Origin of the sequence: Halomonas citrativorans (assembly GCF_014898005.1) — a bacterium.
Taxonomy (GTDB): domain Bacteria; phylum Pseudomonadota; class Gammaproteobacteria; order Pseudomonadales; family Halomonadaceae; genus Vreelandella; species Vreelandella citrativorans.
In genome coordinates, this window is the sequence record NZ_JABUYX010000007.1 from 41,613 (window position 1) to 63,361 (window position 21,749).

The following is a 21,749-nucleotide window of genomic DNA, read 5'->3' on the forward strand; positions in this document are numbered from 1 at the left end:
CTTCTCAGCATGGCATAAGAACCAACACATGCCACCACCAACGCGTATGAGACGAATTTAACGCTGCGCTAAATGGGGGGCACCTGGCGTTTGGCAGCGTAAGAAATCTGAGCTGGCGAGCCACTCTTCATCGGGGTAATAGGCAAACACATACTGATCTTCTCTTAAGCTATCAATCAGCGGGTAAGTGATATCCTCGCGTACAGCGGGGCAGCCATGGCTGCGGCCGAGACGACCTGTTTGCGCAATAAAGTCGTCGCTAACGTAGTCGGCTCCATGAATCACAATGGCACGTTCGTAGGCGAGGTCGTTGACCTCGGGTTCCAGCCCGTTAAGTCTAAGGGAGTAGCCGTTGCGTCCGTAATAGCTATTCATGGTACGAAACAAGCCAAGACTTGATTGATAACTTTCAGGAATATTCGAGAAGGTTTCGGCTTGCGCATCACCAGAACCCTGACCATGGGAGACCAATTCCTCAAACAGTAGCGTGTGCTGGCGCAGGTCAAAAACCCACAAGCGCCGCTCGGTGGAAGGCAGTGAATAGTCGATAACTGCCAGCCGCTCGACATTGGGGTCCGCACAGCTGAGCGCTTGGGCGGCAAGGCGCAGCGCTTCTGGGGTAGCCGAAGGCGCTAATTGAAGCAACTGATGATTAAGCGATAACACACCGGGAGGGGGCGTTGAGGCGACATCAGAAAAGAAACTGCTCGCGTATAAAGGGAGGCTAATGAACGCGAAAGGTAAACAGCATGACAACGATAGTGGGCGCAAACGGGTTACCATACAGAACAATCCTGCTGACAAGAGCGACGACGAAAAACAGTAAACGGCTATGATGAAAGTAAGCATGCCGCGAATGGGAATTCATAGTAACGCAAGGAGAGGGTGATGAACGAGATGCAGTCACTAAGACAATGGGCGATAGGGGCCGCTCTAGGTCTAGCACTGTCCCATATCCCCTTCGGTGTAACACCGGCGTATGCGGCCTCTGAGCCGCTTAAACAGGCACTTATACAGCGCTTGGCGGCTGAAGATCAGGCGTCGCTGCCGATCCGTGAATTTTATGAATTGCGTAATGAGCAGCTAGCTTGGCGCGAGGCTTCATCGGTTGAGGCGTTAGCCAATGCGCTTAACCTGCTTGAAAGTGATGGTTTGACCCCTAGTGACTACCGTGCCGATAGATTGTTGAGCGCTTTCCAGAGTAGCCAAAACGCTGGAGAGTCCGCTCAGGTCGCGTTTGATATTCAGGCAACGTCGTCGCTGTTATTGGCGCTCGATCACTTGGAGCGTGGCAAGGTCAACCCGCGTGACGTTGAGCCAAATTGGGATGCCCCACGCCCTGAGCGTCGCTATTCGCTGGCTCGCGTTGCTCAGGCCGTTGATGACCAGGCGTTGGAGCGCGCCTTTGAGCTGGCTCGCCCAGCCTCAAGTGAGTATCAGCAGTTGCGAGAGGCGCTCAGTCGCTATCGCCAGGTGGCCACGCTAGGCAGCACCCCGTATTTGCCGTCGCGCGAAGACTCGCTGCGCCCGGGTGATAGGGATGATGCCGTAATCCTGCTGCGCCAACGCTTGGCGATGTGGGGAGAAGATGGCCTGGTCTCGGCAGACAGCAGCGCCTATCCCATGATTGGCGTTCAGGCGCCAGGCGGCGATAGACGCACCTTTGATACTGAACTCGAAATGGCCGTAAAACGCTTTCAGCGGCGCCATCAACTAACCGCCGATGGCGTCGTCGGTGATCGTACTCGCTTGGCGCTTAATGCACCTGCCGCCTCACGTGTTGATCAGTTGCGGGTTAATCTGGAGCGTGCTCGCTGGATAGGCCCCCAGCAGTCTAGTGAGCCGCGGGTCTGGGTAGATATCGCAGGCTACCAGTTGCACTATATTCGGCCAAACGGCCAGCAGTGGAATGCCCGGGTGGTCGTTGGGTCGCCGCGCCGTGAAACGCCTATTATTCACTCATCCATCAGCCACCTAACGATCAATCCCAGTTGGACGATTCCGCCTACCATCCTGCGTGAAGATGTTCTGCCCCGGATACGTCAGAACACCGACTATTTAGCCCAGCATAATATGCAGGTGATCAATATGTCCGGTGCGCAGCTAGACCCCGCCGAGGTCGATTGGCAACGCCCTGGGGGCGTTATGTTGCGCCAGGTAGCGGGGAGCAGTAACCCTTTGGGTCGGGTAGTGGTGCGCTTTCCCAATAATGACATGATCTATTTACACGACACACCAGCACAGGGGCTTTTCCAGCGTGATCAACGGGCATTGAGCTCGGGCTGCGTACGCGTGGAAGGGGTGCGCGAATTTGCCCAAATGCTCTTGCAAGATAGTGGCAGTCGTTACCAGCTCAGCACACTAATAAATAGTGGTGGCAGCGACCGTAATGTGAACTTGCCTCAGCGCATTCCTGTCGCGCTACATTACTTAACCGCATGGCCCAACGCCCAAGGGGAAGTGGAGTTTCGCACGGATATCTACCGGCGAGATGCGTCACTATTGGCAGCACTCCAGCGTTCTGTATGAACGTAGAGGAGCAGGCCCGCGAGTAGATAGCGCAAGGTGCGTGGCTACCGTTCAGAGGGTAAAAACGACAATGCCGCCCTTGGGGGCGGCATTGTTATAGGGTGTTAAAGCTTGGATTACAAAACTTGGATTACAAAAACCTGGATTACTCAGTATCGCTTTCTGACTGGTAGCCCGCCACGCTAATCGTGCCGGTTTCGCCACTTTCAAGCGCAGCAAGCATCGGCTCGGCCTGGCGTTGGAAGGCAATTAGTGTGTCGCCGTTTAAGCCCATGTTTTCAGGAAGGTCTATCGTCATTGCATTAACGGGCGAGTTATTAACGATGACCTCGTAATGCAGGTGAGGGCCTGTACTGCGGCCAGTGTTACCCGAAAGCGCGATGCGCTCGCCCATGGTGACGCGCTGCCCCTGGCTTACCAACTGCCGGGACAAGTGCAGGTAGCGCGTACGATAGCCATTGTCATGGCGGATAATAATATAGCGGCCTGCGGCTGGGTGGTTGGCAATTTTCTCAACACGGCCATTGGCGGGGGCAGTCACCGGCGTACCAATAGGCATTGCAAAGTCAGTACCGTTGTGCGGGCTGATCCGACCCGTTACCGGATGTTTACGGCGTGGATTGAAACCGGAGCTAAGGCGGTAACTACCGTCAAAGGGGTAGCGTGCAAAAGAGGGATCCAGGCTATTGCCTTCGGGCGTATAGAAGTTATTGTCGGTGGCATTACGTACGACAGTGAGGTCCATGCGCTCTCCGGCATACTTTACTGCTAGTACGCGGGAGCCCAGCGTTTCTCCATCAATCATGTCGGACTCAACCAGCACCTGGAATTGGTCGCCACGGCGACTGTCCCGGCGAAAATCAAGTTTCTTCTCTAGCAAGTGAGTAAGCTCGGTAACCGAGCTGCTGCTCAAACCTGTTGCCTGAGCTGAACGGGCGAAACTACCGCTAACACTACCCGCAAAAAGGCGTTGAACCGGCTCACCCTGTCGCTCAATAGACGTAATGGCGAAACTGTCAGTATCGCTTTCTATTAATACCCCGTCGCGCATGTTTTTCATCATGCGAAGCGCAAGCAGGCGGCCGTCCTCATCTAGCTGGTAGTCGAAGCTGTGGCCTGCACGCCAGTTTGTCAGCATTTGAGATTCTGGCATGTCATCTAACAGTGCCAGTACTTCGCTATAGCCTAGCCCCAGCTCATCTTGTGCCAGAACGGCAAAGGTTTCACCTGGCTCAACAAGGTGGGTCTTCCATTCAGGGGCATAGGGCTCTTCAGCAGCCAGTTCCAACTCAAGAAAAGAGACGTCATCGAACAGATCAATGCCGTAATCTTCATAAGAAGTAGCATCTGCGATTTCGACAGAGGACGACGGATCGATATCGAGCATGCCGCTTGAAAGTGTGCCTACGACAATCGACATATGCAGTGCGCCGTTATCGATTGCGCTGTCGTTGAGTACTGCACTGGGCGGCTGGTGTTCTGCTACCGCCGCATCCGCACTAGAGATAAGATCAAGATCAACGATTTCTGTTGCCGCTAAATCGCTAAGGGGAATATGTTCGCGGGTGGCATCAATGGCCCTTGAGGCGCGATTGATGGCATCAGCAACCGGCGCTCGTTCCTGACCAAGGGAAGGCAGACCTGGCGCTGAATCGCTGGGAAGCGGTACTAACACGCTTTCAAGCGGTGTATGGGGTTGGTTTAAATCGTGATACGTTGTAATTAATTTTTGTGCGCCCAGCACAGTGACCATTGTAGCCACAGGTAACAGTAACAACTTATGCGTGCGGGGCAGCGAATGAAGGATTCGCAACATGGGTAAATAGACCGCCGAGTTCGTGATCGAAAACGAATATGAAAGTAAACAAACCCCGGAACCATACCCCATGGAGCAAAAGGTGCATAGACTGTATGTCTATACATAAAAGATACTTTTGCTATATGAGCATAAGTAAATGGCAGATATCACTGTTTGTGAACACTGTTTGCTAACAAAGGTAAATAAAAGCTTGGATAAAGCGAGTCGGCTACCTCTGTGTATTGCATACTTCTGATCATGAAAAACATGAGAATTACTAACCTAACCATAGACAGGCAGAGAGTAGTGTAGAGGTTTTGTGGCGGTTAGGAGTGTCGGGTAAGTAAGGTCTAATAGGAATTATTATTGTTGTTGTTTGAAAACAAGAACTTAAGCTATTGTTAATATTAGTTAAGAATTTTTAGGTTGGGCGAAGATAATACCGTGAGCCGTGGATACTGTCTGTCAGACTTAAGGCGGGGTTAATCTTGACGTTTTTTTTGTAACAAAAGGTTAATTGCGGGTTTTTTAGCGTTTTAACGTGGTTAGGGCGTTGGCCAGACGAGCAATAGAGCGCGCTGCGTATTTGAGCGACGCAGATAAAACCAACATGCACTGGCAGGTCTTTGCTGATAGGCGCTTTCAAGCAAGCCCTTTCAAGCAAGCTCTTTCAGAAAGAGGCTGTATCGTGCCGGGTGGCATAAATAAGCGCTGAATAAGCGGTACTTTTTATTGATTACTGGCATTCTAGTGAGATTTTTTCGAAGATTAAGCGGATTGTATCGCTGTATAGCATCGAGGAAATCGAAATGTCCCGGGTAACACTTGCGCAATGGCAAATGCTGGCAGCCGTGGTAGACCATGGAGGATTTGCGCGTGCAGCGGAAGCGATCCATAAAAGCCCCTCTACGTTGAACCATGCCGTTCATAAGCTGGAAGAGCAGTTAGGTGTTCAGGTGCTTGAGCCGGTTGGGCGTCAGGTGCGCTTGACGGAGGCCGGTGAATTACTGCTGCGTCGCGCACGTCAATTGGTAGAAAGCGCAGCCTCTTTAGAAGATGTGGCGTCAAGGCTGGCGGCAGGCCTGGAAGCTGAAATTATCGTGGCAATCGAGCAGATATTCCCTGCGGCGGTCCAGGCGAAGGCGCTAGAGCGCTTCTCGGAAGAGTACCCACAAGTACGCGTGCAGCTACATGAGAGCGTGCTCCACGGTGGAATTGAAATGCTCTATGACGGCCGTGCAGACCTCGTGGTTTCGGGTATATCGGCGCAGGGTTTTTTAGGCGAGCCTCTGGTGCTCGTTCGCTTTATTGCGGTTGCCCATCCGGATCATGCCCTACACCAGTTGGGGCGATCACTGGACCTCCGCGATCTGGCGCAGCATCGCCAGTTGGTGGTTCGTGACTCAGCCTTGCGTCAGCCTTTGGATGCAGGGTGGTTAAAGGCCGAGCAGCGTTGGACGGTAGGTCATTTGAACACCTCTCTGGATATGTTAAAGCGTGGCCTGGGGTTCGCTTGGATGCCTGAATCCCATATTACAGAAGAGCTAGCGCGTGGCGAGTTAAAGCCGCTACCGCTTCCGGCGGGTGGCATACGTGAAGTACCTGTTCAGATGATTTTTCGGGATCGTGATCGTGCGGGGCCTGCCGCTCATGCCATGGCTACTGCGTTAAAGCAGGCGGTCGACGAACTCTATTCTCATGGTTCGATTATCTCGAATGAAACACCGTAAAACATCCGCTTGAGCATCTGTGCACCGGGGGTATGCTGAAGGTAGCGTCGTCAGATACTTATTACCCCCTTTAGGAGATGCCTTATGGGCTTGCTTGTTAATGGTGAATGGCACGACCAGTGGTACGACACGAAAAAGAGCGGCGGTGAATTTGTGCGTGAGTCTGCTCAGCTGCGTGATTGGGTCGGTGATCAACCGGGAACTGACGGGGCCTGCTATCCCGCTGAAAAGGACCGCTACCATCTATACGTTTCGTTAGCCTGCCCTTGGGCGCATCGCATCCTCATAATGCGTAAGCTAAAAGGGCTGGAGTCGTTGATAGGCGAGTCACATGTGAGCCCTTTGATGTTAAATAAGGGGTGGACCTATGAGCAGAATGAAGGCTCAAGCGGTGACGCCGTTAACGGCGTTGATTACCACTATCAGCTATACACCATGACTAACCCCACCTATACCGGTCGGGTAACGGTCCCGGTGCTCTGGGATAAAAAGCGAAGTGCCATCGTTAATAATGAGTCGGCCGACTTGTTACGTATATTGAATGTCGCGTTTGATGATCTTACTGGCAACCACTTGGATTTTTATCCGGAGGATTTGCGCGAACAGATCGATCAAGTGAATGCCGATGTCTATGACCATATTAACAATGGCGTCTACAAGACCGGTTTTGCCACCGAGCAGGCTGTGTATGAAAAGCATGTTCACGCGCTATTTGAAGCACTAGAGCGTGTGGAAAAACGCTTGGGTAACCAGCGTTACTTGGCGGGGGAGTGGCTAACAGAAGCGGATATCCGCCTGTTTACGACGCTGATTCGTTTTGATGCCGTGTATTACGGCCACTTCAAATGCAATTTTAAGCGTATTGAAGACTTTCCCAACTTGTCCAACTATGTGCGTGAGATCTACCAGTGGCCGGGGGTGGCTGAAACGGTTGATATGGATCATATAAAACGTCACTACTACTATAGCCACGATACGATTAACCCAACACGCATTGTACCCGCTGGGCCGCTGCTTGATTTTGAACGCCCCCATGATCGAGAGCGCTTGCCGGGACGTGGGGTACGTTCTAAGCAGAGCGCTTAGGCAGCCTGTTCAGCACAGCCGCCGTTGCAAACCAGAAGACCGCCGAAAAGGCGGTCTTCTGTTATTACGTTAGCTTGATGATTAACGGTGTTAATCGTGATCTGAAATGGCTTCACGTGTTGATTGCCAAGCGCTTTGTGCGCCATCGCGGGTAGTTTCCCACGCATCGCGCGCATTTACTTTGGTTTGTTCCCACCAGTCATGGTTGTAGGCAGGAAATTCTTCAACTTCTTCGGGGGTTGCATCAAGAATAATGCGGTGCTCGGTATCCCCGTCGCTCTCAGTGTGAGTTTCAAGCGAGAAGTAATCAGTGCCTACAACGATCTCACGACCACCAAGGCCTAATACGGCGCCACTCTCAATGACCAGCGCATTGATACGCATCTCTTCATCGAACAGAATATTATCGACTTCACCGATCTCATCGCCGGATCCATTGTTGAAGTAGACGTCAGCGTCAAGGATATCTTTAGCGGAGTACATGCCTTGGGGCTCTTCTGACGCTTGCACTCCGAAGGCCAGACTGCCTAGCAGGGCGGTACCGATAGCGGTGGTTAACATTGTCTTACGCATAGCTTCTCTCCATGTGGCTAAAATACAGAATGGTCAACAATTGGCTGCCCATTCATTACTCGTCACCAATAACTTGCAACGTTTGACTAAAATAGAAGCGAGTAGGCTTATGGCGCTGACGGGTTATAGCGTGTTGGCCCAATCATCAGCACGTCTTTCAGCTTCTTCACGCGTCAGACCATATTTTTGCTGAAGCTTGCCCACTAGCTGATCTTTCCTGCCACCAATCTGATCAAGCTCATCATCGGTAAAGTCGCCCCAGCTAGTGCGTGCTTTACCTTTCATTTCCGTCCACTTGCCTTCAATTTGATCCCAGTTCATACATCACTCCTTGAATGGCTGAACGTGTTGAGGCATCTAATTAAGTTAGACGATGTTTACACAAGTGCAAGTGAAGATGTTTGTTTTGGGTGAAGTAAAAGAAGGTGAAGTAAAAAGGCTGGTCATTCATTATTTGAGGTGTTAGGATGCGCGCTCCTCGCATGTGTTGACCCCTCCATCACGACGATAAGCGATGTCTACGTAGTTTTTATATTTGATGCGTAGCAAGGCTTGCTGGAACATCTCTATGATTGCAGATGTTCATTGCTGTGAAGATGGCGCGCCTCCAGCATTTCACCAAACGGGTGAAATCGGCGCAGAAGGTCGCCACAGCGGTTGGCCCTTTATATAGATTTGAAAATATATAGGTTTGCCAGCCGTATGCCAGGTGCGACCGGCGTCTCCGACTCCACTGATGACATTATCCGCTTATTGACGGAACCTGTTTTTCGATGCTGCCTTTTAGCGCACGTCGATGTCAGAGTCAGAGACGCTTACGATGCTCTTTTGCCGGTACTGCCGGCCTACCAAGGTGTGATTAATGACCTCGACTTCTGTCGCCTCGCCGAGCTTCGGCGATCTGGCTCTATTGCCTGCCGTTCTGTCTGCTGTTGAAGCACAGGGCTATGTAACCCCTTCACCTATCCAGGCGCAAACTATTCCTGCGTTGCTGGAAGGTCGCGATATGCTGGGCCAAGCACAAACGGGTACCGGTAAAACCGCAGCATTTGCTTTACCGTTATTGTCACGACTGGAACTTCAACGTCGTGTACCCCAAGTATTAGTCATGGCCCCAACCCGCGAGCTTGCTCAGCAGGTGGCAGCCTCATTTAGTAAGTATGGCCAAAACCTGCAGGGCCTTGAAGTGGCAATCCTGTGTGGTGGCCAAGAGTACCGTGAGCAGTTAGGCGCGCTGAAGCGCGGTGCCCAGGTTATCGTTGGCACCCCCGGCCGTATTATTGATCACCTGGATCGCGGCAGCTTGAAGTTGGACGGCCTGTCAGCACTCGTGTTAGACGAAGCTGATGAAATGCTGCGCATGGGCTTTATCGACGACGTTAAACGCGTGGTCGCCGATACCCCGAAAGATGCACAGCGTGTGTTTTTCTCGGCCACACTGCCAACTGAAATTGAGCGCATTGTTAACCGCTACCTGGTTGACCCGGTAAAAGTGGCGATTGAGTCGCGCACGACCACTGGCGAAAACATTGAGCAGCGCATTGTACGCGTTGACGGCGGTGCCAAGCTTGAAGCGCTGGCACGTATTCTTGAAGTCGAGCCGGTCGATGCCGCTATTGTCTTCGTACGTACTCGCGCCGCTTGTACTACCCTGGTTGAGCAACTGACGGCTCGTGGCGTCAACGCCGCTGGCCTGTCCGGTGACCTGGACCAAAGCCTGCGCGAGCGTACGATTACTCGCCTGAAGCGTAGCAAGGTCGACGTACTGATTGCGACTGACGTTGCTGCCCGTGGTCTTGACGTGCCGCGCATTACGCACGTTATCAACTACGATCTTCCGCAAGATGCAGAAGCGTATACGCACCGTATCGGCCGTACTGGTCGTGCTGGTCGTAGCGGCATCGCGATTACCTTTGCCGGTTTCCGTGAAGGTCGTAAAGTAGGCTGGATGGAGCAGGCAACCGGTCAGAAAATGACCGAAATGCCGCTGCCTGACGAAGCTGCTATTCGCGCTCACCGTGACGAAGTTTTCCACCACCGTGTGGTGGCAGCGCTTACCAAAGGTGCAGAAGAGCAGCAGGCACTGGTAGAGCGCCTGGTAGAAGAAGGTCACGACGCTATTCAGCTGGCCTGCGCCTTTGCTGCCATGGCACGTGCTGATGAAGCGCCGATTGGCCGCTTGCAAGCGCCGCGTAAAGAGCGTGCACCGCGTGAAGGTGGCAGCGCCAAGCCAGGTGCTCGCCGTGAGCGTGGCGAACGTGGTGAGCGTCCGCGCGCACCTAGCGAAGGCATGACTCGCTACCGTGTATCCGTTGGCCATAAAGATGGCGTTAAGCCTGGCCAGCTGGTTGGCGCGTTAGCGAATGAAGGCGGCATTGAAGGTGCGCGTATCGGTCGTATCGATATCCGTAACGCCTTCTCAGTGGTTGAGCTGCCTAGCGGTTTGCCTTCCACTATTCTGACCAAGATGGCCCGTGCTCGTGTCGCTGGTCGTCCGTTGGAAATCAGCGAAGACCGTGCGCCTGAGCGTGCTCCGCGCCGTCGTCGTGATGATGGCGATGCGCCGATCCGTCGCCGCGAAGCGTAATCGCTTAAGCATGCGATAGCGGTATTAACCGCGCCTAAAATGCCCTCGTACCGGTTTCCGGTGCGGGGGCATTTTTTTGCTACGCTAAAAGATGACACACCAAAAAAGCGACAGGGAGTCGACAGTGAAAGCAGCCTTGCATGAATGGAACCTGGCGCCTAAAGAGGCTATCGCGCTTCAGAAAGAGCTTGCTACACGGTTAGAGTCTGATGACCGTATTGCGCCGGTAACGCACATCGCCGGGATGGATATTGGCTTTGAAGACAACGGAGATACCACGCGGGCAGCCGTGGTGGTGCTCAAGTGGGACCCACAAACAGCACCTGACTTAACGCTTGTTGAGCACGTTGTTCATCGTGAGCCGACGCGAATGCCGTATATTCCAGGACTGCTCTCTTTTCGCGAAATACCGGCGGCTCTGGGCGCCTTTGAGCAGCTCAATATACTGCCCGAATTAATCATGGTGGATGGACAAGGGATCGCCCACCCCAGAAGGCTCGGGATCGCCGCGCACTTGGGGTTGTGGCTGGACCTGCCTACCATCGGCGTTGCCAAATCACGCCTTTACGGCAAGCACGATGAGGTAGGCGAGGTACGTGGGGATTGGGTGCCACTGCGAGCCGGTAACGAGACGATTGGCGCCGTACTGCGCTCGCGTGACAAGGTGAAGCCGGTATTTGTCTCGCCTGGCCACCGAATTAGTCTTGAAACATCGCTTGATTGGGTAATGCGTTGCCTGGGGCGTACCAAGTTGCCAGAGCCTACCCGCTTGGCCGACAGGTTGGCTTCAAGGCGCGACCAGCATGTCAAAAAGCCACAGAATTTGCTGTTTTAAGATGTCTGGCCCACGTGACCATGTGATGAGCGTTTTATAAAAGCGTGATAAAGCGCTTGAGTAAGCTTGTAGCCTCCTGTGTTTCAACCACCTGAGCGGCAATTGCCTCTGCGTCTTGTTGCTGTTCAAGCAGCACTTCGCGCTGATGCGCTATATAAGCGCGCATGACAGGTACAGTGAACTCAGGGTGAAACTGCACGCTCCACTGGCGCGGTCCGTAACGCAGTGCCTGGTGCGCATCGTGGGAATTACAGGCCAGCACCTGGGTATTGGAAGGCAACCCTAACACAGACTGCGCATGGGTCAGGTGGGCCATGAAATGTGCGGGTAACTGGCTAAACAGGGGGTCTTGAAGGCCCGCATCCGTCAGCGTAACGCTATGCGTACCCAGCTCACGCCCCTTGGGATGGAAGTCGCTGACACCTCCAAAAGCCGCTGCCATTAACTGATGGCCGTAGCAAACGCCTAACATGGGAATGTCCGCTTGAAGCGCCTCCTGTAGCCAGGGTTTTAAGCGTTCGCTCCAGGGCTCTTGGTGGCTCACCATGCTGTGGGAGCCAGTAATGAGAATGCCTGCCAGCGCGTTTAGCGGTAGCGGCGAAGACTCCGTTCGGGCGTCCCATACGCGAAGTGTTAAATGCTCAGGCAGCGTATCGTTTAGCTGTTGCCCAAAGAGGGTTTCAAAGTCACCGTGCTGTTCGGCAACGTCAGAAAATGCATCGCCGGTTTTAATAATGACGACAGAGGCCATATTGATTCCTGTGAAAAAAGGCAGCCTGGTGCGCACACTGTTGATGCGAGCACCAGGGGGATAAAGCATGTCATTATGCGACAGGGCGAATAGGATGTAACCGCCATTCAGTGAGTAACGCCAATAATGAGCGATCCTGCTCATTAAGCTTTAATAAGGAGATGACAATGCAACACGTGACGCGTGCCGGTGAACCGATGGATGTCGCCGGGGTAATACCTTCCGTTGATCAAGCCGCGCCAGAGATGGTATTAACCGATGGCAATCTTCAAGACGTAACGCTGGATACCTACGCAGGCAAGCGGAAAGTCCTCAATATAATTCCCAGCGTCGACACGCCGACCTGCGCCATGTCGACACGGCGTTTTAATGAGCTTGCTTCTAATTTGGACGATACCGTGGTGTTGGTGGTGTCAGCTGATTTGCCCTTTGCCGCTCAGCGATTTTGCGGTGCGGAAGGGTTGGACAATGTTAAAACGCTTTCCACCTTCCGCCATCCCGAGTTTTTAGAAGCCTGGGGTGTCGCGCTGCGTAATAACCCTATGGAGGGCTTATGTGCACGTGCCGTGGTGGTGCTGGATAGCGATAATCGCGTACTGCATAGCGAGCTGGTCAGTGAAATTAAAAACGAACCGAACTACGATGCGGCGCTGGCCGTACTTACGGCGTAGCTGACTGCTGACAACGTTTAGCGGCCTCCAGCAGCGCACTAATCAGGCGTTGCTGGGGGCGATTAAATATCAGCCATTCGGGGTGCCATTGAACCCCGATTAAAAAATCATGTTCGCGCGATTCGATGCCTTGCACCAGGCCATCACGGTCACGCGCGACAATCTCTATCCCTTGGCCCGCTTGGTTAACGGCCTGATGATGAAGGCTATTTACCCGGCACCAGGTGACGCCGAGTAGTTGATACAGTTGGCTTGCCCCCACGATATCGACCGTCTTACGGGGAAGTACCGTGCGTCGACGTTTTAAGCCTTCGTGGGTGGTGTAAATATCGGGGTCCAGCGTGCCGCCTAAATGCACGTTGATTAATTGCGCACCTCGGCAAATACCCAAAACGGGTGTGTTTAAGGGAATGAATCGTTCGAGCAAGGCAAGTTCTAGGGCGTCGCGTGCTGGGTCAAGACGTACATCCAACTGGAGTTCACCGCCGTAAAGGGTCGCCTGAATATCATCGCCACCGCCAATAATTAACCCATCCAGATACGCTGGCAACGGGCGGGAAGGGGATAGCCGTAAGGGTTTTCCGCCATGCCGCCATACGGCAAACCAGTCAAACCACCAGGCAAGGTGGCTTTTATAATCCGAGGTGGTAATTCCAATAAGCGGCCGTTGCATTCAGATAGGTTCTCTTGAGTCGTCAAAAATAGCCGTGCTGCTGACATGGAACGCTGTCTTAACGGCGCATCCACGTTGTCAGTTTGTCTTTTAAGCGCATCATGAACGGTCGATTTTGCTTGGCGATATATTCATCACAGCGTGTTTGAAGACGCGGAGTGTCCGCCGCGAGTTGTTCCACTTCAACCCAGCGGTTCCATTCCACTACTGCCCCCCAGCCTGGCTGAGAGAGCTGTGTATTGGGTAATCGGTAATGAAACGCGGGACGCGGCTTTATAAGTTTGGTATGCAGCAGCGCGTGAGGATGCTCTGGACACAAATATGCAAATAATGGCAGTAGGTCAAACTCACGATTTCGCGTGGCGTTATAGTGCAGGTAATCGTTAATAAACGATGCAAGGTCTGGTTGGTAGCGCCTATCCAGCACCTTTAATGCGTACTCCTTGGGGAAAGGATTAGCATGGGGCAACACTTCACGGGTGATATCCACTTTGATCTCATCGCGCAGCCAATGGGCCAGCAAGAGATAAGCACGCAGCACCGCCAGCAGGTAGTCAACGTCCAGACGCGCTACCTCCAAATTAAGGTGCAAACCAAAACCATACAGCAGGCTAGCATCCGTGCCTTTTGCACCCTGGTCGCGTAATGCCTGAAAAATAGTATCCAGCTCTTCAAGTTCATTCCACGGCACCGGCGGACAAATAAGCTCGGTGGGCACCAGGCCTGTTACCATGTCGCCAATAAATTCGCGGGTCTTTTGGTGAAATTCCAGGCGGCGCTGGTGCCGATGCCGCTCCCATTCGCTATCCTGGTTGGCCTGCTCTTCAAGCAATGCCTGATCGGGGTGGGCATACTGGGTGTCAAGCTCAATGCCAAATACACCCCAGCGGGTTCCCTCAACCAGTAGCCGGTGGGGGCTTACCACGTTAAGCTCACCTTTAAACAGATCGCGGACCACTAATGCCGTGTCGTGGGGTGGCAAGCCGGCAAATTCGATCTCAATGCCCACACGGCGTACCTTACCGTCGCTATTTAACCGGTTTGGGGGAGCTTGCAGCGTCATCTCGGCATCCTGTGAGGTGAACGTTTAGACCATCAGCCTATCATAGTCGCGCAGGTAGGCTGAGCGGATTCCGGGAGGCGAGAGGGAGTAGGCGCGGTGTCATTTTTGAATCCATTTTAGGAGCATGGTGTGCGACAGCACTGGATAATTAACACTGCCATTTACATTGCGTTAACGGTACTGGTCAGCGTAATGGCGGCTCAGGTTCAGGCCCAGGTCGTCTCGCTTTCCGGTTTAAGTGGAAATGAGCCGAACCAGGAAGAAGAGGTCAGCAGTGATGAATTCCAACGCTCGCTGAATGATGTTATCGCCATGCTCGACAATGAAGAGCAGCGTACGGCGCTGCTTAACTCGCTGCGCGAGCTACAGGTAACAACGGATGCTACTCAAGAGGAAGGCATCGTACGCCAAGGGCTGCTGGGCGCGCTTGCCGACACGCTAACGGATCTCGGTGAGCAGGCCCAAGCAGGCAACTCACCGATTGATGAGTGGTCACGGCAACTGGTGCAAGGGGCCGCTGATCTGCGTGCCTTAAATGCTGGCACGGACCGTGGGCAGGCGATCCGCGAAGTTGTTGACGGCGCAGTGATGGGGATTATCTGGGTCACGCTGCTGGTACTGATGATTGCCTTTGGCCGCTTGGTTGCGACGCGCCGAGAGTGGCCCCTGGATTTGCCTCGTGACCCCAAGGCGTGGCTGCTGGCGGCGCATTTTCTACGCCGCATGCTGCCTTGGGCACTGGCCTTTGCGATTATCCTGGGCATTGCCCAACTGCTGCCCTACAGCCCTGGGCGCACGGTGGTGTTGGTTATTGCGTATGTCTGCCTGTTTGGGCGTGCGTTATCGGTAGTGTTCGAGACCGTCATTGCCTTCTTTAGTCGAGGGCACCGCTTTACCGCTGTGCAGCTGTTGCAGCAGCAGGCACTGCGTGGGCTGTTTGTGATCGGGGCGTTGATCGCTTTGGGCGATGCGGTAAATTCAGCGCGCCTGGTGGATCTACTGGGGACCGAACTCTCAAGCCTTGTCTCGATGCTGTCCAATATGCTGGCCGCGCTGCTGGCTGCGCGCTTTATTATCAAGTTCAAGCAGCCAGTACGCCATCTCATTTGTAATCGGCCCTATAAGCAGCGCCGGGAGGCCAGCACGGCCGTTGAGATGGTTCGTACCCTGGGCGGCTTATGGCATATCCCGGCACTGCTACTGGTGGGCGGCTCGTTATTGGCTATTTTTATCACCGTGGGCGATGTCGGGACCGCGCTGGCACGTTCGATAATTTCTGCGAGCTTGCTGGTACTTACCCTGGTGGTTACCGGGTTGATACGCCGTCAATCCGAGCGCTTGAGTAAGCGTCGCCGTCGGCGCTTTAGCCAGTACCGAAAACGCCTCGAGCGCTTTGGGTTTGTGTTGGCGCATATCTGTTCATGGATGGTATTTGCTGAACTCTCCATGCAAGTGTGGGGAGGATCGCTGTTTGGGCTAGGTCAAGAAGCGGTGGCCAGTACGCGTATCGGCCAAGCGCTGGTTAGCCTGGGGGCGACAATTTTGTTGGCATGGTTGGTGTGGATATTTGCCGACACGGCCATTCAGCGGGCGCTGACTTCCTCGGGCCGCGCTCGGGGTCGGCGGGTTAACCAGGCGCGGGCGCAAACCATTACGCCGATGATTCGCAACGTGATCTTTGTCGCCATTTTGATTATCGCGTTTATTGTCGGGCTGGCTAACCTGGGGGTGAACGTGACACCGCTGCTGGCGGGTGCCGGTGTGATCGGCTTGGCGATAGGTTTTGGCGCACAGACGTTGGTTCAGGATTTGATTACCGGCATCTTTATTCTGATTGAAGATTCGTTGGCGGTAGATGATTTTGTGCGCATCAACAACCATATGGGAACGGTAGAAGGGCTGACTCTGCGTACCGTGCGGTTACGCGACCTGGATGGCGTGGTACATATTATTACCTTCAGTCGTATTGAATCGATCCACAATATGTCGCGTCAGTTTGGTATTGCGCTAATGCGGATACGCATTCCCTATGATATGAAAATTGATGATGCCATTACGCTAATGCAGGAAACCGCCCAGGAGCTGCGCAATGACCCGATGATGCGTCATTACATCTGGTCGCCGCTTGAAATGCAGGGGGTCCAGGGATTTGAAGAGGGCTGCCCTATCTTGCGCATGCGCTTTCGGACCGCTCCTGAAATGCAATGGGATGTTTCGCGGGCCTTTAATCTACTGCTTAAACAACGGATGGAAGCGCAGTCCATCGATTTGGGTGTGCCGCGTCTAAGTGTCAGCATGGAAGCGCGCTCAGAAGACCATATGGAGCCGACCGGAGGCACCGACCTATCGCTTGATAATGGGGAAGCCACAACGGGTGAGCACGAGGCCAATAAAAAGCCTGCACCGCCCAAGCCCGCCCCGCAGCCTACTCAAGCAGAGATAGAGCGTGATGAGGGGAGGACGTATCGCGGCTCACCTTAAGCCGCAATCGTCTAGCTCAAGGTGAGTCCCAGCGCAATCCCCAGGCCTGTACCGATGGTGAAAATCGCAATGAGTAGCCAAGCGCCGCGCAAGCCACGCCAACGGTTGTAGAGTTTTACGACGTGGCTGACGCGGTCGACCAATTTATCGTGACGGGAAACTATCTCGTCAGGCGGTACTGAAAAATCGTTGGCAACATCATCCTGCCAATGGGCACCGTGGGTTAGCCCAAGCTGAGTACGCAGCTGCCCAATGTCGCTCAGCGTGGCGTGCAGCTTATCGTAGTCTGCACGCCGCTTGGCGACGGCGAATGCGGCTTCCGCATCCTGGCGCAAAGCGCTGTTGGGGCAGCGAGCAACGGCTTGCTGTAGCTCTTCATTGTTTGCTTGGGGTGGAACGTTAAGGCGTTGGTACAAATCCCGCATAGGTGCATTGTTCTTTTAAGGTTGGAGGTTAACACCAGAGAGTGTGCCTATTTTACCGATAGGTTTGCATCAAGTAATCATAGGCGCTTTTTATACGTTGAAAACGTGCTGAAGCAAGGGCAATTTGATGTTCACTTTGGGTATAGAAGCGATCCGGATGGTGTAGCTGTGCCATGCGCCGGTAGGCACGGCGCACTTCTGCTTGGGTAACGCCAGGTGATAATTCCAGTACCGCCAAAGCGCGGGTGGTGCGATCAGGTGGCGGCGGTGTGGACGAGCGCTGTTGATGGCTGTGCTGATAGCCTTGGCGTGAACCTTGGTATGAGCCCTGCTGTGAGCCTTTTTGCGAACCGCTTTTCGAGTTTTGTTGCTGGCGTTTTGCGCGCTCACGCTCCTCTTTTTTGCGCCGAGCATGTTCCTGCTGCTGTCGAGCCTTTTCGTTGCGCGCTTGGTCTTTACGCGCTTTGTCGTCACGAGACTTGTCGCTGCGGGCTCTCTCACGTTCGGCCTTTTCCTGGGCTTTCGAATGCGCGCGTTGGGCCTCTTCTTCCTGGCGCCTTTTTTCCTGCTGTTCGGCTTTTTCCTGCGCTTCGCGGGCCTGGCGGGCAGCCTCTTCAGCCTTGCGTGCTTGCTGCGCGTAATAGTCAGCGTCATGGACACGCCAATAGGCGTCGCGGCTGGGATCTTCCGGCAGAGCGAGCGCGCGTCCTGTAAGCTCTTTAAATAGCGTGCCAAGTGTTGTGGGCAGCACATTGAGCAAATCTGCCACGAACCGCAATATATAATGGTTCGACAGAGAAAGGTCGCCATTGTCGGTTGCCACTGTGATGGCTTGATGCATGACGCCAAGGCTATGCTCTTCAGAGCACTCCTTGCGAATGACTTCAGCGGCAAGCTGAATAGCCTTGAGGTCGCGCTGCCGCGCAATATGCATGACTGGCGCCAGTTCATGCCCATGACGAAAGTGCGCACACACCTGGGCCAAACGGCGTCGCCGTTGACCTTCTGAAACGTGTTGGCGGTGTACCAATATCCAGGCCAACAGCAGTAGCTTTGCCGTATCCACTTGGCTGCGGCTTTGCAGTAGCAGCAGCTCAAAGGGGGAGAAACGGGCAATGGGCATTCCCAGGCTCCAAAGGGTAAAAGTAAACCATTCCCGCATGAAGCGGACCACCATGACAATTGGTGTCATGGTATATCATCGCTCAAGGCAATGAAGTAGGAGATTGACCAGGTGATTAACGTCGAGCGTAAAAATAGCTACCAGCTACGCCTTACACGGCGGCTCAAGGAAGAGACATCGCATAGGCTTGACGTCTATCTTTTTGTACCTGGCGAGCTGGGTTTAAATGCTCACGTCATCTCGGAAGAGGCATTTTATCACTCATCCATTAGTGTCTCGCGGACGTACTATAGCGATGCCTACCACCTGCCGCTAGTGCATAGCCGGCTCGCCAGCCGTAATCAGTTGGGCAGCGAATCCTACCGATTAAGCTTAAGTCTTTATGCGTATCAGTATGTGACTGCCATGGAGCGGACGACTCAAAAAATGCTGGTCCGTGAGCGCAAACTGCGTAGCGAACGGCAAAAAGAGTCCAGCGATGTGCAGACGCTAAGAGAAGAGCTGTGTGAGCAACTGAATGAAATGCAGAAGCTCAGCGAAAGCATTTTAAGGAAGATGCGCCGCAATCAACCCACGGATGAGCGTTTATACAAATATTTTGCCAATATTGATAACTATCTCTCCTGGTTTACTGAGCAGCAGCTGCTGTCACTAGTGGCCTATATGCCAAGAGGTGGCGAGTTTAGTGATATCAAGCGCCAGTTTATCAATGTTTGCGAACGTGAAAGTGAGTATCGACGCGAACAGAAGTACAACTCAGAGCGTGTGATGGAAGACCCGACACGCATGTCGAATAAAATGCGCTTGCTACGACGCTTGATTGAATATCCGATTACCTTGAAGCAGGAGGCGCTGGAGTTAGGCGGCGGTGAGCAAAAAGCTGTAAAAGCGTTGGCAACCGCACTGGTAATGGCCTGTGTCACGCTGGGAGTATTGCGCGTACGCGAAGTCGTTGGCGATATTACGGCGCTGTTTGTGCTTGCCATGGCGCTGCTGTATGCCTTGCGTGAAGTGTTTAAGGACGACCTGCGCAATACGCTTTGGCGCCTGCTGCGTCGGGGGCGGCCAAAATGGCGTCGCCAATATGTTGACCCCACGCGTAATGCACTGGTGGGGCGTCAGCTTGAATGGTTTGATTACAAGCGCTACACCGCCCTGAATGAAGACATCAAACAGATGCGAAGACGGACCGTGGCTGAGCGGGAAGAGGATGTGCTGCATTACCGCTCCAGTTCGCGTATGTCGCCCACGCGGTTTTTGAGTGGTTACGAGCATACGCGAGAGACGCTGTATATTGATCTCTTGATGCTGACCCGCTTAATGAGCAAAGAGAAGCATCATATCTTTCGGTTAAAAGATGGCCAGGCCGTACGTGAAAGCGTTGAACGGCGCCATTTGTTCAACCTGGTGGTGCGCGAAACCGGCAGTGAAGATGCCCCTTACCTGGCGCGTTGGAAGGTGGTGGTTAGTCGTTCGGGCATTGTCGATGTCGAAAAAGTTGCTGAAAGTGGCGTCTCAGAAGGCACATCCAGTGAGCTCAGTCCTTAAGTGCAGCCTCTGCGCATACGAGTGCCAGCCAGCTGCAGGCGATTCACTCAGAGGCGCCCGAAAAGACGCCTCTGAGCGGATATAGTCAGCGTTAAGCACTGTGTAACGGCTGATTAATTGAATGAATCAAGGGCCTTTTCCAGGTTGTCCACGCTGCGTTTAGTGTGATGCAGTTTATCCAGCCCAAACAGGCCGATACGAAAGGTCTGGAAGTTATCACCTTCATCGCACATTAAGGGCACACCGCCCGCCACTTGAACGCCTGCTTGGGCAAACTTGCCGACAAGCCCGGCGTCCTCGGTGTAGCTGACCACGACACCCGGCGCTTCGAAGCCGTTGGCGGCGACACTGATAAACCCGTGGCGTGCGAGCATGTCCCGAACGCCCTGACCAATCGCCTGCTGCTCTTGCTTCACCTTGGCAAAGCCGTATTCACGAGTCTCCTGCATGATATCGCGCAGCTGGCGCAAGGCATCCGTTGGCATGGTGGCGTGGTAGGCATGTCCACCGTTTTCGTAGGCCTGCATGATCGCGTGCCATTTGGCTAAATCGCAGGCAAAGCTATTGCTTTGCGTTTCGCTTAAGCGCTGTGTGGCGCGCTCAGAAAGCATGACCATGGCGCAGCAGGGTGAGCCGCTCCAGCCTTTTTGCGGTGCGCTGACCACCACATCGATGCCCAAATCCTGCATATCCACCCACAGGGTGCCTGCGGCAATGGCGTCCAGCACAAACAGGCCACCCACCTCACGCGTCGCTTGTGCCACGGTGCGAATATAATCGTCGGGCAGCAGTAAACCCGCAGAGGTTTCTACCTGGGGGGCAAACACCACAGCGGGTTTTTCCTGGCGGATACGCTCGGCGGTTTCTTCCGCAGGTACAGGCATAAACGGCGACTGCGGGTCATCAGCCGTCATGCGGCGTGCTTTGAGCACTGTGTGTTGGTCGGTTAAACGGCCCATCTCGATAATTTGCGTCCAGCGGTAGCTAAACCAGCCGTTACGAATCACCAGGGTTTTCTGGTCCAGGGCGAACTGACGTGCGACCGCTTCCATGCCAAACGTCCCGCTACCGGGAACAATGGCCGTTGCATGGGCGTTATAGACCTCTTTCAGCGTGGTCGAAATATCGCGCATGACGCCTTGAAACTGCTGCGACATGTGATTGAGCGAACGGTCGGTATACACCACCGAGTATTCAAGCAGTCCGGTGGGATCAACGTTGGGCAGTAGGGCCGCCATGGCGTTCTCCTTAATGAGTAAGCGTACAGTTCACGCGAGATAAATTGCCTTACAGGGTTTGAGGAATTAGAGCCCGAGGAAATAGAGTACGAGGAATTGTTAGGCGAGGCCAGTGCTGGCAGTGTGGTTCGTAAGGCAATAAAAAACCGCCGTCATGAAGACGGCGGCAGAGTGACAACCAGCCTGATGCGGCTAACCGCAGTAATGAATGCGGCCTAGCGTTGAGGCAATTGCTCGGGGCCAAAGGCGTCCGGCAGTAATGTTTCCATGGTGTAGGTTTTGAGCACCTCACCCTGGCGGGAGATAACCATGATTTGCGTATCGGGGGTAGCGAACTCACGAATACGCTGACGGCAATCCCCGCAGGGCGTGCACAGGTGCTCGCCTGGCCCCATTACATACACCTTGGCAAGCTCGCGCTGGCCAGCGGTTACCATCGCACTAATGGCCGATGCTTCTGCACAAAGCCCCTTGTAGTGAGCAACTTCGACGTTAGCGCCTACAAACTGCTGGCCGTCCGGGCACTCCATGATGGATGCCACCGGGTGGTCGGAGTAAGGGACATAGGCATTGTTCAGTGCATCAAGCAGTGTGTTGACCAGCGCGGAGTCTGCTTGGCTCATGGATGATTCCTCGGT

Annotated in this window: 19 protein-coding genes; 8 read left to right on the top strand and 11 right to left on the bottom strand. The window is 53.8% G+C overall.

Annotated elements, in window-relative coordinates:
* Positions 1-57: 57 nt before the first annotated feature.
* On the bottom strand, positions 58-783 hold the full coding sequence (locus INT20_RS09520) for a murein L,D-transpeptidase catalytic domain family protein (RefSeq protein WP_193056817.1): 726 nt from the start codon (positions 781-783) through the stop codon (positions 58-60).
* 105 nt (positions 784-888) lie between these two features.
* On the opposite strand from INT20_RS09520, the gene INT20_RS09525 reads away from it, so the two are divergent.
* The gene (locus INT20_RS09525; RefSeq protein WP_192526690.1) at positions 889-2,529 is read left to right on the top strand and encodes a L,D-transpeptidase family protein; all 1,641 of its coding nucleotides are present in this window, start codon (positions 889-891) and stop codon (positions 2,527-2,529) included.
* Between the two features lie 145 nt (positions 2,530-2,674).
* Here the strand turns inward: INT20_RS09525 and INT20_RS09530 are convergent, their stop codons facing one another.
* Entirely contained in the window at positions 2,675-4,345 is a 1,671-nt protein-coding gene (locus INT20_RS09530) for a peptidoglycan DD-metalloendopeptidase family protein (RefSeq protein ID WP_192526691.1), read from the bottom strand.
* Positions 4,346-5,136: 791 nt separating this feature from the next.
* On the opposite strand from INT20_RS09530, the gene INT20_RS09535 reads away from it, so the two are divergent.
* Both INT20_RS09535 and INT20_RS09540 read left to right on the top strand, forming a co-directional pair.
* Complete coding sequence (locus INT20_RS09535; RefSeq protein ID WP_192526692.1) at positions 5,137-6,057, top strand: LysR family transcriptional regulator; 921 nt, start codon at positions 5,137-5,139, stop codon at positions 6,055-6,057.
* 84 nt (positions 6,058-6,141) lie between these two features.
* On the top strand, positions 6,142-7,143 hold the full coding sequence (locus INT20_RS09540; RefSeq protein WP_087108331.1) for a glutathione S-transferase family protein: 1,002 nt from the start codon (positions 6,142-6,144) through the stop codon (positions 7,141-7,143).
* 90 nt (positions 7,144-7,233) lie between these two features.
* Here INT20_RS09540 and INT20_RS09545 read toward each other — a convergent pair whose 3' ends face one another.
* On the bottom strand, positions 7,234-7,716 hold the full coding sequence (locus tag INT20_RS09545) for a PRC-barrel domain-containing protein (RefSeq protein ID WP_087108333.1): 483 nt from the start codon (positions 7,714-7,716) through the stop codon (positions 7,234-7,236).
* Positions 7,717-7,839: 123 nt separating this feature from the next.
* Complete coding sequence (locus tag INT20_RS09550; protein ID WP_087108335.1) at positions 7,840-8,037, bottom strand: CsbD family protein; 198 nt, start codon at positions 8,035-8,037, stop codon at positions 7,840-7,842.
* Between the two features lie 541 nt (positions 8,038-8,578).
* Here INT20_RS09550 and INT20_RS09555 point away from each other — a divergent pair.
* Positions 8,579-10,303, top strand: a complete 1,725-nt coding sequence (locus INT20_RS09555; RefSeq protein WP_192526693.1) for a DEAD/DEAH box helicase — start codon at positions 8,579-8,581, stop codon at positions 10,301-10,303.
* Positions 10,304-10,427: 124 nt separating this feature from the next.
* Positions 10,428-11,138: a deoxyribonuclease V gene (gene nfi, locus INT20_RS09560; protein WP_192526694.1), complete on the top strand. Its 711-nt coding sequence runs from the start codon at positions 10,428-10,430 to the stop codon at positions 11,136-11,138.
* 34 nt (positions 11,139-11,172) lie between these two features.
* Here nfi and INT20_RS09565 read toward each other — a convergent pair whose 3' ends face one another.
* Positions 11,173-11,889 carry a glutamine amidotransferase gene (locus tag INT20_RS09565; RefSeq protein WP_193053458.1) on the bottom strand — a complete coding sequence of 239 codons (717 nt, stop codon included), beginning with the start codon at positions 11,887-11,889 and terminating at the stop codon, positions 11,173-11,175.
* A gap of 167 nt (positions 11,890-12,056) precedes the next feature.
* On the opposite strand from INT20_RS09565, the gene tpx reads away from it, so the two are divergent.
* Positions 12,057-12,560 (top strand): thiol peroxidase, encoded by a 504-nt coding sequence (tpx, locus tag INT20_RS09570; RefSeq protein ID WP_087108345.1) that lies wholly within the window; start codon positions 12,057-12,059, stop codon positions 12,558-12,560.
* Here the strand turns inward: tpx and INT20_RS09575 are convergent.
* Together INT20_RS09575 and INT20_RS09580 are read right to left on the bottom strand one after the other, a co-directional pair.
* Complete coding sequence (locus tag INT20_RS09575; protein WP_087108347.1) at positions 12,550-13,233, bottom strand: gamma-glutamyl-gamma-aminobutyrate hydrolase family protein; 684 nt, start codon at positions 13,231-13,233, stop codon at positions 12,550-12,552. The two genes, tpx and INT20_RS09575, sit on opposite strands and share 11 nt — an antisense overlap.
* Positions 13,234-13,291: 58 nt before the next feature.
* A complete protein-coding gene (locus tag INT20_RS09580) occupies positions 13,292-14,296 on the bottom strand; it encodes an amidoligase family protein (RefSeq protein ID WP_193053995.1) in 1,005 nt (334 codons plus the stop codon).
* Between the two features lie 129 nt (positions 14,297-14,425).
* Between INT20_RS09580 and INT20_RS09585 the strand changes: the two genes are divergently transcribed.
* Positions 14,426-16,777, top strand: a complete 2,352-nt coding sequence (locus INT20_RS09585; protein WP_193053996.1) for a mechanosensitive ion channel family protein — start codon at positions 14,426-14,428, stop codon at positions 16,775-16,777.
* 11 nt (positions 16,778-16,788) lie between these two features.
* On the opposite strand, the gene INT20_RS09590 is transcribed toward INT20_RS09585, so the two are convergent.
* On the bottom strand, positions 16,789-17,202 hold the full coding sequence (locus INT20_RS09590) for a hypothetical protein (protein WP_193053997.1): 414 nt from the start codon (positions 17,200-17,202) through the stop codon (positions 16,789-16,791).
* A 52-nt stretch (positions 17,203-17,254) separates the two neighbouring features.
* Positions 17,255-18,325 carry a DnaJ domain-containing protein gene (locus INT20_RS09595; protein ID WP_193054017.1) on the bottom strand — a complete coding sequence of 357 codons (1,071 nt, stop codon included), beginning with the start codon at positions 18,323-18,325 and terminating at the stop codon, positions 17,255-17,257.
* A gap of 111 nt (positions 18,326-18,436) precedes the next feature.
* Here INT20_RS09595 and INT20_RS09600 point away from each other — a divergent pair, with 111 nt between their 5' ends.
* Entirely contained in the window at positions 18,437-19,873 is a 1,437-nt protein-coding gene (locus INT20_RS09600; protein WP_193053998.1) for a hypothetical protein, read from the top strand.
* Between the two features lie 113 nt (positions 19,874-19,986).
* On the opposite strand, the gene INT20_RS09605 is transcribed toward INT20_RS09600, so the two are convergent.
* Entirely contained in the window at positions 19,987-21,111 is a 1,125-nt protein-coding gene (locus INT20_RS09605; protein ID WP_193053999.1) for an aminotransferase class V-fold PLP-dependent enzyme, read from the bottom strand.
* Between the two features lie 215 nt (positions 21,112-21,326).
* Positions 21,327-21,734 carry a cytidine deaminase gene (gene cdd / locus INT20_RS09610; protein ID WP_018919042.1) on the bottom strand — a complete coding sequence of 136 codons (408 nt, stop codon included), beginning with the start codon at positions 21,732-21,734 and terminating at the stop codon, positions 21,327-21,329.
* Between the last annotated feature and the right edge of the window lie 15 nt (positions 21,735-21,749).